General features: G+C 51.8%; 15 protein-coding genes. 12 read left to right on the forward strand and 3 right to left on the reverse strand.

The features are described from left to right. From ACOYIE_RS04985 to ACOYIE_RS04995, 3 genes are all read left to right on the forward strand, one after another. Positions 1–1,001: N-acetylmuramoyl-L-alanine amidase (locus ACOYIE_RS04985; RefSeq protein ID WP_433411047.1), on the forward strand; the 1,001-nt coding region annotated here is incomplete at its 5' end. A gap of 28 nt (positions 1,002–1,029) precedes the next feature. Further along, positions 1,030–1,422 (forward strand): C-GCAxxG-C-C family protein, encoded by a 393-nt coding sequence (locus ACOYIE_RS04990; protein ID WP_433411048.1) that lies wholly within the window; start codon positions 1,030–1,032, stop codon positions 1,420–1,422. A 107-nt stretch (positions 1,423–1,529) separates the two neighbouring features. Beyond that, on the forward strand, positions 1,530–1,769 hold the full coding sequence (locus tag ACOYIE_RS04995; protein ID WP_433411049.1) for a DUF6514 family protein: 240 nt from the start codon (positions 1,530–1,532) through the stop codon (positions 1,767–1,769). Positions 1,770–1,819: 50 nt separating this feature from the next. Here the strand turns inward: ACOYIE_RS04995 and ACOYIE_RS05000 are convergent, their stop codons facing one another. From ACOYIE_RS05000 to ACOYIE_RS05010, 3 genes are all read right to left on the reverse strand, one after another. Continuing rightward, the gene (locus ACOYIE_RS05000; RefSeq protein WP_433411050.1) at positions 1,820–2,386 is read right to left on the reverse strand and encodes a chromate transporter; all 567 of its coding nucleotides are present in this window, start codon (positions 2,384–2,386) and stop codon (positions 1,820–1,822) included. Continuing rightward, positions 2,383–2,925, reverse strand: coding sequence for a chromate transporter (locus ACOYIE_RS05005; protein WP_433411051.1), 543 nt, complete (start codon positions 2,923–2,925; stop codon positions 2,383–2,385). Before ACOYIE_RS05005 ends, ACOYIE_RS05000 begins: the two co-directional genes overlap by 4 nt. 112 nt (positions 2,926–3,037) lie before the next feature. Next, entirely contained in the window at positions 3,038–3,406 is a 369-nt protein-coding gene (locus ACOYIE_RS05010) for a VOC family protein (protein WP_433411052.1), read from the reverse strand. Positions 3,407–3,644: 238 nt separating this feature from the next. Between ACOYIE_RS05010 and ACOYIE_RS05015 the strand changes: the two genes are divergently transcribed. From ACOYIE_RS05015 to ACOYIE_RS05055, 9 genes are all read left to right on the forward strand, one after another. After that, positions 3,645–5,630, forward strand: a complete 1,986-nt coding sequence (locus ACOYIE_RS05015; protein ID WP_433411053.1) for a DHH family phosphoesterase — start codon at positions 3,645–3,647, stop codon at positions 5,628–5,630. 59 nt (positions 5,631–5,689) lie between these two features. Beyond that, positions 5,690–6,136: a 50S ribosomal protein L9 gene (gene rplI / locus ACOYIE_RS05020; protein ID WP_433411054.1), complete on the forward strand. Its 447-nt coding sequence runs from the start codon at positions 5,690–5,692 to the stop codon at positions 6,134–6,136. A 241-nt stretch (positions 6,137–6,377) separates the two neighbouring features. Then, a complete protein-coding gene (dnaB, locus tag ACOYIE_RS05025) occupies positions 6,378–7,742 on the forward strand; it encodes a replicative DNA helicase (RefSeq protein ID WP_433411055.1) in 1,365 nt (454 codons plus the stop codon). A 1-nt stretch (position 7,743) separates the two neighbouring features. Then, positions 7,744–9,081, forward strand: a complete 1,338-nt coding sequence (tilS, locus tag ACOYIE_RS05030; RefSeq protein ID WP_433411057.1) for a tRNA lysidine(34) synthetase TilS — start codon at positions 7,744–7,746, stop codon at positions 9,079–9,081. Positions 9,082–9,088: 7 nt separating this feature from the next. After that, entirely contained in the window at positions 9,089–9,643 is a 555-nt protein-coding gene (gene hpt, locus ACOYIE_RS05035; RefSeq protein ID WP_433411058.1) for a hypoxanthine phosphoribosyltransferase, read from the forward strand. A 42-nt stretch (positions 9,644–9,685) separates the two neighbouring features. After that, complete coding sequence (gene ftsH / locus ACOYIE_RS05040) at positions 9,686–11,632, forward strand: ATP-dependent zinc metalloprotease FtsH (RefSeq protein WP_433411059.1); 1,947 nt, start codon at positions 9,686–9,688, stop codon at positions 11,630–11,632. A 139-nt stretch (positions 11,633–11,771) separates the two neighbouring features. Beyond that, a complete protein-coding gene (locus ACOYIE_RS05045) occupies positions 11,772–12,254 on the forward strand; it encodes a hypothetical protein (protein ID WP_031472776.1) in 483 nt (160 codons plus the stop codon). Between the two features lie 4 nt (positions 12,255–12,258). After that, positions 12,259–12,453, forward strand: coding sequence for a helix-turn-helix transcriptional regulator (locus tag ACOYIE_RS05050; protein ID WP_433411060.1), 195 nt, complete (start codon positions 12,259–12,261; stop codon positions 12,451–12,453). A gap of 348 nt (positions 12,454–12,801) precedes the next feature. Next, the coding region (locus ACOYIE_RS05055) for a stalk domain-containing protein (protein ID WP_433411061.1) at positions 12,802–13,084 on the forward strand (283 nt) is incomplete at its 3' end.

Consider the following 13,084-nt stretch of genomic DNA (forward strand, 5'->3'; position numbering starts at 1 on the left):
ATTATAAGATTGCGGATGTAGCAGAAAACTTGCCGTTCAGCGTAACATATCAGAACAAAACGGTGCAGATCACAACGCCGGAACCTGAGCCGGAACCGGAACCCGAGCCGGAGTTTACGCCGGGCATATATCAGGTGAAGGTGAGCGATTGGCTGACCGTTCGTTCGGGCCCTGGGCGTACTTATACCGCTGTGGGCAAGCTTTCAAACGGAGATAAGATACCGGTGGACGGGATAACAGATGGCTGGGCGCATATTCTGGATGAAGACGGTACGGCCTCGCAGTACTGCAGCGCGGACTACCTGGTGCGGGTGGGGGATTATACCGGATCGGAGGGCAATGAGCCGGAACCTGCGCCGGAACCAGAACCGGAGCCGGAGCCGGAAGAGCCGCGCACCTCTCATCTGGACGGTAAGAAGATAGTGATTGTTGATGCAGGGCATGGCGGCAGCGATATTGGCGCCCATAACGAAGACATGTCGCTGGATGAGAAGCATATTAACCTGTATGTAGCGCAATATTTGCAGGAGTATTTGGAAAAGGCGGGCGTTACGGTTGTTATGGTACGGGATACGCTGGAACAGGGCAGCTCGCTTTCGCTGCGCGGCAGTGTGATGGAAAAGTATGCCAAATCTGCCGACCTGTTTTTCAGTATTCATCATAACGCCTCTGCTACAGGGGCGAGCGGAGCTGAGATATTGTCGCAGATTTCGGATAAAAAGGGCGGCCCAAGCAAGCTGCTTGCTGAAAATTTGCTGGAAGAGTACAGTAAGCTTGGCGTTTCGGTGCGCGGCATTGTATTCCGCGAAGGAAGTCAGGGGGACTATTATTATACGAACCGTGCGGCGGCGGCGCTGCAGATTCCTGCAGTAACCAGTGAGTTCTGCTTCATTGATAATGAGGAAGACCAGATGTTGATTGACAGCGAGGAAGATTGGCAGGCGGAAGCGGACGCGCAATGCAAAGCGATACTGCGCTATTTTGAACAGGTAGAGTATTAAAGGAGGAAAAAGGAAATTGACGGAGAGAATGGAACGTGCACAGAAATTGCACGACAGCGGCTATAATTGTGCGCAGGCGGTGGTTTGCGCTTATTGCGATGCATTTGGACTGGATGAACAGACTGCGTTTAAGATGGCTGAAGGTTTCGGCTTGGGAATGGGACTGAAGGAGGTGTGCGGTGCGCTGACAGGCGCGTTTATGCTTGCGGGGCAGAAAAACAGCGGAGGCTGTGAACGCGCGGGTGAGACAAAAGGCAAGACATATAAGATGACTAAGGCGCTGGCTGCTGCTTTTCAGGAGAAAAATGGGACATATCTGTGCCGCGAATTGAAAGGCATAGCGGACGGAAATGTTCGCCGGAGCTGTGCAGGCTGCATTGAAGATGCCTGCCAACTTGTGGAAGAGTTTTTGTGCAAATAAAACAACTGCCGCGGATGTCAACCCATCTGCGGCAAATTTTTTATCTTTCGTTCGACAAAATTTGACAAACATGAAAACGGGATTACTGTAAAATAAAACTTGCCTGTATGTTCAGAAGATCTGGTAAAGGGGGAAGGCACATGGTTCGGTATATCATAACAGAACGGGAAATTGCGGATGAAACACATTATGGCATTTCTGCTTATGGCGGAGAAAACGATGTGGACAGGCTGGAAGATATTGCGGTTTCCTATGCAGAGATACTGCGGTTGACAGCGCTGTTGCAAGAGAATGGCGTTGCCGTGGCGCACTTTCGAGACGTGATCGAGGACTATTTGGCACAGTGAAAAAAGGGTAGTGTAAAGGCCGGCGGAACTGTTTCCGCCGGCCTTTACACTTAAAAACGGAATACGACACCACAGACGGCGCCGAAGAGAATGAAAAGAATGGGGTGTACCTGCGGCAACTTTCGGATGCCAACCGTTATCAGCAGGAACAACAAAATAGCAGGCAGATTCAGCACGGCAAAGAGGCTGTTCAGGCCGGTCCACAAATCAATGTGCAGCAGGGAAGCTGCAAAAACCTCAGCCATTGCGCCAAAAATCAATCCGGCAGATGCGGGACGCAGGCCGTAAAAGGCATTTTGTACGAACGGAGAATCGCGGAATTTATTCAGTGCGCGGGAAACCAAAATGATGATCATGACCGACGGCAGTACGAGCGATGCGGTTGCGGTGAGGGCTCCTGCAATCCCGGCAGCCCGAAAGCCCGCATAAGTGGCGGTGTTCACGCCGATAGGACCGGGGGTGGATTCGGATACGGCGATCATATCGAGCAGATCGTTTGGCGTAAACCATGGATATTTGAGAGAGATAGCCTTCAAAAAAGGCAGCGTTGCCAGACCGCCGCCGATGGAAAACAGGCCGGTTTTGAAAAATTCCCAGAAAAGTTGTAAAAAAATCATGTGCGTTCTCCCCGAAACAAGCCGGAAAGGATTCCGACGGCTGCGGCCAAAACAATCATCAGCACAGGGGACAGCCCTACAACAGCAACAGCCAAAAAGGTAACCAGTAAAATGACGAACGTCAACCGGTCAACTACGCCCTTGCGCGCCATTTTCCAAACCGACTGCAGAACCAGTGCGCATACAGCAACACGGATGCCCGCAAAGGCGTGTTGAACCGCTGCCATATGGGAAAATTGCTGGATAAATGCTGCAATGGCGGTGATGATAATCAGCGAAGGGAAGACCACGCCGGTGGTTGCGCATATTGCGCCGGCAACTCTATGCATCTTGTAGCCAATGAAAGTTGCGGTGTTTACGGCAATGACGCCCGGGGTGCATTGACCGATGGCGTAATAGTCCATCAGCTCATCCTCGGTTGCCCAGCCTCGGGCATCCACAATTTCACGCTGCAAAATAGGCAGCATCGCATAACCGCCGCCAAAGGTGCATACGCCGACGCGTGCAAAGGTGAGAAACAGATCAAGATATGGATTCAAGCAGCAGGCACTCCTTTCGGTCAATAATCAGGTGATAAAGAGACGCATACCCATATGCGGAGCCGACAATAAACAGCCACAGGTCAAAAGCGGCCTGTGGCTGTTTTTGCTTTTAGCGCGTGGGAATGACCTCAAGCCAATACCCATCGGGGTCAGAAATAAAGTAGATGCCCATGGAAGGGTTTTCAAAACAGATGCAGCCCATTTCGGCGTGCTTGGCGTGCGCAGCCTCGTAATCATCCACCCGGAATGCCAAATGAAATTCGTTGTCCCCCAAGTTGTACGGACGATCCCAGTCGCGCAGCCAGGTCAGCTCAAGATTGTGCGCAGTCTGTCCATCGCTGAGATAAACGATAATAAAGCTGCCGTCTTCTGCATTGATACGGCGTGTTTCGGTCAAACCAAGCGCCTGCTGATAGAATTGAAGAGACTGCTCTAGGTTGCGTACGTTCAAGTTGTTGTGTGCAAAGGTAAACTGCATATTGCAAACCTCCGTTTCAGGATGAGGCTACTTTATCATATTCTGCGCAAAAACGCAACAGGCAGAGCGGTTTCTGGTTTTCATAAAAACGCGCTATGGTTTGGAAGATGAAGAATTTGCTGAAGAGATAAGACCTTTTCACGGAATACCCAGAAAAACAAGAGAAAATTTGTTTACATTGCCGTAGACAAATGATATAATTAACCTGTATATGTACGTCCGAAAGGGGGACGGGAAAGTGAAAAAAAAGGTTCAGAGTGCTTCGCAGCCAGGACAGAATCTGCTATTTATTCTTTTTCTGCTCTTTGCAGCGGGCGGCCTGTATTTTTCTCTGGCATACGGCTTGATCGGTCTTGCAGCCTGTGTGGCGCTGCGCCTGGTAACTGCGCGCGGAGAGAATGAACATGACCGGCAGGTGCAGGAACTGATGGACAATATCCGTGTAGACGGAGGAGAAGTGCGGCCGTCCATTGTCAAATCGCCGCTGCCAACGGTTGTTGCATTGGCAACGACGGGGGAGATTATTTGGGCGAATGATGCCTTTGAAGAGGCTGCTGGCAACATCGGTGCCGCCAAGCATATGCGGCTCGGCGAATTGGCGCCCACGTTTGAAACACGGTGGCTGATCGAGGGAAAAAGTCAATTCCCCGGTGAGCTGCGCATGGGACGGCACGCGTATCATGTGTATGGACGCATGATTCAGAGCGGCGCGGGGCAGATGATGATGCTGCATTTCATTGACTGCACCAGTTTTGTACAGCTTAGGGACGCGGCAGAGACCAAGCAGCCTGCACTGGCGATTATTGCGATTGACAATTACGAAGAATTGATGAAAAACGTCAACGATTCGGAAAAATCGGACATTCTGGCGGGCATTGACAAACGCCTGTCCATGTGGATGAAAGACAGCGGCGCAGTATTGCGCAAGTTTGACCGAGACAAGTATATTTTTATTTTGGAAAATGCGGAACTGGATAAACTGGCTGCGCGGAAGTTTTCCATTTTGCAGGAAGTGCGGGAAATTCTTAACCATGAAGGCGTTATCGCTACGCTTTCCATCGGTGTGGGACGAGACGGTGAAACGCTTGCGGAAAGCTATCAGTATGCCAGCCTTGCGGTGGACATGGCGCTTTCACGCGGCGGCGACCAGGCGGTCATCAAAAACCGTTACTCGTTTGAGTTTTACGGCGGACTGAGCGAAGAAGTGGAAAAGCGTACGAAGGTGAAAAGCCGCGTTGTATCCAATGCGCTTTCACAGTTGATACGAGACTCTTCCCAGGTGCTCGTTATGGGGCACCGCAACAGCGATATGGATGCGATTGGCGCGGCAGCCGGCATGGCTTGTGCGGCGCGTGTGAAGGGCAAACCGGTGCATATTGTGGTAGACCGTGAACATACCATGGCGGCCGAACTGATCGAACGGCTGGAAAAGCTTCCGGAATACAAGGATGTATTCATCAGCGCAGAGGACGCAATGATTATGTGCGATTACAATACGCTGCTGATCGTTGTGGATGTCAATCGGCCGGGCTATGTAGAAAGTCAGGCACTTCTGCAATCCATTAACAAGGTTGCGGTGGTGGACCATCATCGCCGCGCCGCAGACTATATTGAGAACGCGGTCGTGTCTCTGCATGAACCTTACGCATCCTCTGCTTCGGAGCTGGTTAGCGAATTGCTGCAATATCTGGTTCCGACCAGCGGCATACTCACGGGTGAGGCGGAGGCTATGCTTGCCGGCATTTATCTGGATACAAAAGGCTTTTCTACCCGTACCGGCGTGCGAACCTTTGAAGCGGCGGCCTATCTGCGCCGTGCCGGTGCTGAGGCAAGCGATGTGAAACGCTTCTTCCAGTCAAGCTTTGACCAGTATATGGAGCGGCAGAAAATCATTTCTTCTGCACGGAGCTGCGGCAAGGGCGTCATTTTTGCAATTACCGATGAGGAAATCGACCGTGTAGCAGCTGCGCAGGCCGCAGACGAGCTGCTTTCCATCATTGGCACACAGGCAAGCGTGGTTGCTTTCCGGAATGGAAAGGATATGGCGGTATCGGCCCGTGCAGCGGGGCAGGTGAACGTTCAATTGCTGATGGAGCGATTGGGCGGCGGCGGCAATCATTCGGCCGCAGGCGCACAGCTTCATAATACAACGCCGGCGCAGGCGGACCGCATGATTACAGAGGCGATAGCAGGCTACTTTGCAGATCGCGAAAGCGAAAATTAGATGGGTGAGCAATCCGTCGTTTCCGATAAAACAGCATTTTAAAAAAGGAGCAAAAGCAAATGAAAGTTATTTTAACTGCTGATGTAAAGGGCAAAGGAAAAAAAGGAGACCTGATTGAAGTCAGCGAAGGGTATGGCCGTAATTTTTTGCTGCCGCGCGGCTTGGCAGAAATCGCAACGGCCGATAATTTGAATGTCAAGCGTGCGCAGGACGAAGCGCATGCCCGCAAAGTTGCGCTGGAACAGCAGGCAGCGCGTGAAGCTGCGGAAAAACTCAAGGTCAGCCCTGTCAAGGTGCCGGCCAAGGGCGGTGCTGGCGGCCGGTTGTTCGGCGCTGTTACCTCCAAGGAAATTGCCGAGGAACTGAGCAAACAATATGGACTGAACGTGCCGAAGCAGAAGATCGTGCTGGAAGAGCCGATTAAAACTTTTGGCGTACACCGTGTAAAGGCAAAGCTGTATCAGGACATTGCCGGTGAAATTTTGGTGCAGGTGGTAGAGGCCTGACGGTTTCGAGGGAAACATATTGCTGCAATTGAGTGCATCTTGCCGCGCCGAAGGCGCGGCAAGATGCACGGACTGCGAAAAGTTCCGATATGTGAAACGCTTTCTGGTAAGAAGGTATAAAAAGCTGCGTACGCGCCGCGGCTTTTTATAAAGGCATCCGATTTGCGGATGATTTCTGAACGAATATCGCGCGTGTTTTCATTCTTCATTTTTAATTTTCCATTCGAAAGGCGGTGCGGTTTTGGATGAGCTTTTAACGCGGCAAGTACCGCAGGACCTGACAGCGGAACAGTCTCTTCTGGGCGCAATGCTGGTCGATCCGAACTGCATTCCGGAAGTAATCGAGCAGGTGCGCGCGGAAGACTTCTATGCGGATGAGAACAAGCGCATTTTTGAAACCATTTATTCGATGTTCAACGGTGCGCAGAAAATTGATGCGGTCACCGTGCTCGATATGCTGACCCGACTGGGCTATTATGATGAAGCGGGTGGCCGCGCATACCTGATGCAGCTGATGGAAATTACGCCGGGTACGCGAAACATCGGCGAATATGTTCGCATCGTTCGGGATAAGAGTCTGCTGCGGCAGATTCTGGAAGCGACGAATGAAGGCTATCAGAAAGCGCTGGAAGGCCATGACGATGCATCTGCTATTGCTGAGTGGGTGGAACAGCGCATCTATGGCATTCGGCAGGGCAGAGAGATTAAGGGCCTGTTCAGACTGAGCGAAGTCATTGCAGATCTGTATACAGAGCTGGATGAACGCGCCAAGTCAGACAGTGATATTCCGGGTATGTCCACTGGTTTTCATGCGCTGGATACTGCGCTGACCGGACTGAACAAGTCAGATTTAATTTTGATTGCAGCGCGTCCTGGTATGGGTAAAACGGCATTTGCACTCAATATTGCGCTGAACGCGGCCAAAGCCAGCGTTAAGGATAAACCGCGCGGATACAAAAAAGGCACAGGCGTCTGTGTGTTCCAGCTTGAAATGGGAAAGGAACAGCTGGCCAGCCGCTTCCTGTCAAGTGAAGCGCTGATTGAATCACAAAAGCTCAAAACCGGCAATCTGGACGGCGATGACTGGGTAAAAATTGCCCGTGCATCGGGTGTGCTGGCCGGCTTAAATATTTATGTGGATGATAATCCTGCGATTACTGTGCCGGAAATTAAGGCCAAATGCCGCCGGTTAGGCGATGAACTGGGCCTGATTGTGATTGACTATTTGCAGCTGATGCATGTCGGCGGGCGGCATATGGACAATCGTGTGCAGGAAGTTGCGGAGATTTCCCGTTCCCTGAAAATCATGGCGAAAGAGCTGAATGTGCCTGTCGTATGCCTGTCGCAGCTTTCCCGTGCATCTGAGCAGCGTTCAGATAAGCGGCCGATGCTGTCTGACTTGCGTGAATCAGGTGCCATTGAGCAGGATGCGGATATTGTTATGTTTATTTATCGTGATGACTACTATGACGATGAATCGGACCAGAAAAACATTGCAGAAATCATTATTGCAAAAAACCGCCATGGTGCAACCAGCACAATTGAGCTGCAGTGGGTCGGGCAGTACACCACCTTCTCGAATCCGGACCGGATTCATGGAGAGTGATATGATGCTCAAGCAGGTACAACAAACCATAGAAGCCTATCGGATGCTGGCGCCCGGCGAACCGGTTTTGTGCGCTTTGTCTGGCGGTGCGGATTCGGTTTCTTTGCTGTATGCGCTGCGGCAACTGGGCTATCCGGTAAGGGCATATCACCTGAATCACTGTTTGCGCGGTGCAGAAGCGGACCGAGATGAGTTGTTCTGCCGCGAGCTGTGCGAAAAACTGGCGATACCGCTGCTGACTGAGCGTTTGGATGTGCGTGAAGAGGCCGCCAGGCGCGGGGAAGGAATTGAGGCGGCGGCACGATCAGTTCGTTATGAACGGCTTGCGGCGGCGGCGAAGGGAAGCAAAATTGCAGTGGCGCACACGGCGGATGACAATTTGGAGACGATGCTGTTTCATCTGACCCGCGGCACGGGGCCGAAAGGATTAGCGGGGATTCCTCCGGTGCGCGGTGCGGTGATTCGGCCGCTGATAGAAGTAGAGCGGGATGCGGTGGAGCGTTATCTGGCGGGAATCGGTCAGAGTTTTGTGACCGACAGCACAAATGGCAGCGGCCGCTACACAAGAAACCGAATCCGACACGGAGTGGTGCCTGCTCTGCGCGCAATCAATCCGGCGGTTGCGGACGCAGCCGTTCGCCTGAGTCGGCAGCTTAGACAGGATGAGGATTTCCTGGCTCATCAGGCTGCGGCGGTGCTGGAGCAGGCTGCTGGGGAAGATGGCGCGTTTGATGTTGCGGTACTGCGCAGCGCGCATCCTGCCGTGCGTTCAAGGGCGTTGCGGCAGATTGCAGAACGGCAGGGAATGCCGATGCGCAACTTTTCTGCGGTGCATATCGCAGCGCTGGAAAAATTGCTGGAAACCGATGAACCTTCAGCGGTTTGCTGCCTGCCCTACGGTTATACGGCGCGGCGCGAATACGGCTTGCTGTACGTCGGCCCTGAGAAGCCGGCGGAGGGAATGCCCGAACTCCCGCTCTGGATACCTTTTTATGGTGAGATTTGGGGCGGCAAAGCGCGTGTGCGTATAAGGCAGCTTGAAAATTCTGAAGATTTTTACAAATCATTCAATACTTTTTGTGTAGATTGTGGTACAATATCTCTTGAGTCTTTGTGTATCCGTCCAAGGAAGACTGGAGACCGTATTCGGTTGACAGAGGCCGGCGGCAGCGGGACATTGAAAAAGCTGATGATTGATCGCAAAATTCCACGACTGCGGCGGCAGCAATTGGCCGTTATTGCAGACAAGTATGGTGTGATTGCTGTACAGGACATTGGTATGGATATTTCGCGTCGACCCCAGGGCGGCGCGCTGATAGAAATAAAAATAGAGGGGTAAAACAGCTATGGCGTATAATATGATGGACGATATCAAGGAGGTTTATTTTACGGAGCAGCAGCTCGCGGATAAAGTTGCTGAGCTTGGCGCCCGTATTACGGAGGACTATCGGGATAAGAATCCGTTGGTTGTTAGTGTATTGAAAGGGTCCTATGTATTTATGGCTGACCTGACCCGTAAAATTGATACGCCGTGCAGCGTTGATTTTATGGTGGTGTCGAGCTATGGAAAGGGCACAAAAACTTCGGGCGAAGTACAAATTATTAAGGATATTGAGCAGCCGATTGACGGCCGTGACCTGCTGATTATAGAGGACATCCTGGATTCAGGCGTTACGCTGCACTATTTAATGCAGATACTCATGGCGCGGGGAGCAAATTCCATTCGCCTGTGTACTTTGCTCAGCAAACCGGCTCGGCGCAAGGTAGATGTCAATGTAGATTACCTTGGCTTTGAGATTCCGGATGAATTCGTGGTCGGCTACGGTCTGGATTATGCTGAAAAATATCGCAATCTGCCGTATATCGGCATTTTGAAGCCGCGTGTTTATGGCGGCGAATAAACTCCAACAAGGAAGAGGTGCAATACCGATTTGAAAGGAAAAATGAAGGGCTTTGGCCTCTATCTGATTATTCTGGTGTTTCTGCTGGCAGGTGTAAGCTATGTAGTCAGCCAGACGCAGCAAACAGAGGCGGTGACCTATACACAGGTTTATGACTATTTTAAAGATGGTAAGATTGACCGCTATAAGCTGGAGGGCGGAACGCTTACCATGCACCTGCAGGAGCAGGATAAGGTAGTAAGCTATGATCTTGGCGGCGCCGATTATATTTGGTGGGCGCAGCTTGGAGAGATTATTACCCAGCAGATGGATGATGGTACGCTCAAGGAAGTTGACTATGTGACAACGGAGATGCCCTGGTGGGCGAACTTCCTGCCTTATGTGGTCCTGATTGTTCTTTTGGGCGCGTTCTGGTATTTTATGATGAACAAGCAGTCCGGCGGCGGCGCAGGGCCGATGCAGTTCGGCAAGGCGCGTGCGCGGCTCGCGCAGGATGACAAGCGCAAGGTTACCTTTGCGGATGTAGCTGGTGCGGATGAAGAAAAGGCAGAGCTGCAGGAAATTGTTGAGTTCCTCAAAAACCCGCAGAAGTTCGTGCAGATCGGCGCGCGCATTCCTAAGGGTGTGCTGCTGGTCGGCCCTCCGGGCACCGGCAAAACGCTGATTGCCCGCGCGGTGGCCGGTGAGGCGGGCGTACCGTTCCTGTCGATCTCGGGTTCGGATTTCGTTGAGCTGTATGTCGGCGTGGGCGCGTCACGCGTGCGTGATCTGTTTGAGCAGGCCAAGAAGAACGCTCCGGCAATCGTGTTCATCGATGAGATTGATGCGGTCGGCCGTCAGCGCGGCGCCGGTCTGGGCGGTGGTCACGATGAACGGGAGCAGACGCTCAACCAGCTGCTTGTTGAGATGGACGGCTTCGGCGCGAACGAGGGCGTTATCGTCATCGCGGCTACCAACCGTAAGGATATTCTGGATAACGCGCTGCTGCGTCCCGGCCGTTTTGACCGTCAGGTCTATGTTGGCGCACCTGATGTGAAGGGCCGCGAGGCGATCCTCAAGGTGCATGCGCGCAATAAGCAGTTTGATCCGGACGTCAAGTTTGCAGATATCGCGAAAACAACGGCAGGCTTTACCGGTGCGGATCTGGAAAACCTGCTCAATGAAGCCGCATTGATGGCGGCTCGCCGCAATAAAAAGCTGATTACGCAGGAGGAAATCGAGGAATCCCTGCTCAAGGTAGTTATGGGTGTGGAGAAAAAGAGCCACATCATTACGGACAAGGATAAGCGTTTGACCGCCTTCCATGAGGCCGGCCACGCAATTTGCTTCCATGTGCTGCCGACGCAGGATCCGGTGCATCACGTCACCATTATCCCGCGTTCGTCCGGTGCGGGCGGCTTTACCATGCCGCTGCCGGAGGAAGATCAGGCATACCGCACACGCCATTATATGGAGGAATATATTGTTGTTTGTCTGGGCGGCCGCGTAGCGGAAGAACTGACAATGGAGGATATTTCCACCGGTGCGTACGGCGATATCAAGCAGGCGACCCAGATGGCGCGCGCCATGGTCACCAGCTACGGTATGAGCGAAAAAATCGGTCCGATCGACTATGGTTCGGATAATGGGGAAATTTTCCTTGGCCGCGATTTTGCAGCGGGCAAGGGTTATTCCGAGGTCAAGGCGGCGGAGATCGACGACGAGATCCACCGCATCATCGAGGAGGCCTATCGGAGCTGCAAGAAGCTGCTGACTGAGCACATGGCAGAGATGACGCGTGTAGCGGAGTATTTGATCCGTAACGAGACGATGGACGGCGAGACCTTTATCAAGGTGTTCAACAACGAGGTCGTGCCGGATAAAATCGTCGGCGAGGATCTGATGACCGAGCTGAAGGAAGAACTCGAAGCCAAGTCGGCTGAAGCGGCAGCACCTGCTGCGGAGCCGTCGGCGGAAACCGCTTCTGAAAATGCGGAAAACGACAAATAAAGAAGTGATCCCACGGCAAATTGCCGTGGGATATTTCTTTGCCCAAATATAAAAAAGTATTGACATTTTAGGTATCAGTGGGTATGATGAAAATGTAAAAAGAGTTTGACATTTTGGAGATAGAACGGGAGGATGACATATGAAGATCAAGATGTATCTGCTGATGGCGCTGCCGCTTATTATACTGGGCGGAATCCTTGCATTTTCTGTTTGGCTTGGGAAAAAAGACTGGAGGAACGGAAAAGAACCCCGACCGTGGGTGATCGGTGTGGCGGAAAGAATTGGTTTGCAGCCGGGCATGAATCGTGCCGATGAGATGGAGCGCATGATTCAGTATAAGGCGGTTTCGTGGGCCTATCTGGTTGTGATGATCGGGCTGGCAGCGCTGAATTTTTATGAAGTGTTTGTCAATGGCGGAAAATTACCGCTTACGAATTTGATTTTGCTGGCTGGCGTTTTAACGCAGTCGATTTCTGTGCTTGTGCTGCGCAATCGCAGCACTCAGGGAGACGAAGAATATAAACCCTATCCGCTTTGGAAAACGCTTGCGATTGTGCTGGGATTTAGTGTTGCAGTAGCCGCATTGGGGGCACTGTTTGCGATTGCAATTATGGTAGTATAAGCGCATGAAAAACTGTATCAAAGAGCTGCGGCGTGCGCGCGGTCTGCGGCAGGAAGATTTGGCCGGTTTGTTAGGGGTGTCGCGCCAGACGATCGTGGCAATGGAGAATAATAAATATGACCCGACGCTGGAATTGGCGATGAAGGTGGCGCGTCTTCTTGGCCAGCCGGTCGAAAGCATCTTCTTTTTGCAGGAGTGAGCTGCCGGAAAGCGATCTGTGCAGGCCTGTGAAACAAACGGTGCTGTCTTTTGGACGTATTCGTTCGCTCGCTGTGAGTTTTTAGGCGAAAGATAATATTTTTAACGAATAGTAATTTGAAGAAATTGGCCAATATTGATATAATATCTCTATAGGATCTAGAAAAGGGAAGAAAGCGATTTTATCGCGCGGGCAGAGACGAAATAAGGAACGATTTCATATATCTGCCCGTCTTACTGTTAAATCTTGTTTTTGTGGGTTCGGCAGCAGCGGGGCCGGATGCATCGCAGCTGTTGTATAACTGGTTGGTTTGATTGCCGCTAAAGTTATACGAAGGAGGGCGTTTTTATGAGGAGGACACATCGTTTTTTAGCCTGTGCTGCTGCAGCAATTCTGACCATTAGTACGTTTGCATACGCATTTGAGCCTGTGCTGGATCCGCTGCCGGATTTGTCAGCCTATCCGACGCAATTGCTGGTAGACGGCCAATCAATAAAGCAGGGCGCCATGCCGCAGTATATAAACAGAACCGTGTTGTTACCTTTGCGTAATGTTCTGGAGCAGGCTGGATATACGGTCGATTGGGATGCGAAAAATCAAAACGCTGTTTTTTCCAAAAACGAAGCAGAAG

The sequence above is a fragment of the Agathobaculum sp. genome, assembly GCF_050946325.1.
Lineage (GTDB): Bacteria > Bacillota > Clostridia > Oscillospirales > Butyricicoccaceae > Agathobaculum.